Source organism: Melaminivora alkalimesophila (genome assembly GCF_000282995.1).
Lineage (GTDB): Bacteria > Pseudomonadota > Gammaproteobacteria > Burkholderiales > Burkholderiaceae_C > Melaminivora > Melaminivora alkalimesophila.
In genome coordinates this window covers 1-477 of sequence record NZ_ALEE01000336.1, presented here as the reverse complement: position 1 = coordinate 477, position 477 = coordinate 1, and the positions used below count along the sequence as shown (strand labels likewise).

1 protein-coding gene is annotated in these 477 nt (G+C 71.1%); it reads left to right on the top strand.

Annotated features, from left to right (window positions below; translation table 11 throughout):
• Positions 1-477, top strand: a 477-nt coding sequence (locus tag A612_RS06235; RefSeq protein ID WP_040436231.1) for a phosphate transporter permease subunit PstC, incomplete at both ends; no start/stop codon positions are given.

Below are 477 nucleotides of genomic sequence, written 5' to 3'. Positions count from 1 at the left end.
GCCGCCGCTCGAGGCGGCGCGCGGCGTTTCCCGAAGTTCTCCTCCCACACGCGGCCCCCGGGTCGCGGGGGTGTTCGCCGACCGTGTCTTCGGCTGGCTGGCGCGGGGTGCCGCGCTGGTCACCCTGGCGCTGCTGCTGGGCATCATGGCCTCGCTGGTGCATGGCGCCTGGCCTTCCATCCGCGAGTATGGGCTGGGCTTCCTGACCAGCGGCGTCTGGGACCCGGTGCAGGACGAGTACGGCGGCCTGGTGATGATCTACGGCACGCTGGCCACCTCGTTCATCGCCCTGCTGATCGCCGTGCCGGTGAGCTTCGGCATCGCGCTGTTCCTGACCGAGCTGTCGCCCGCCTGGCTCAAGCGCCCGCTGGGCACGGCCATCGAACTGCTGGCGGCGGTCCCCTCCATCGTCTACGGCATGTGGGGGCTGATGGTGTTCGGCCCCATCCTGGCCACGTGGGTGCAGCAGCCGCTGCA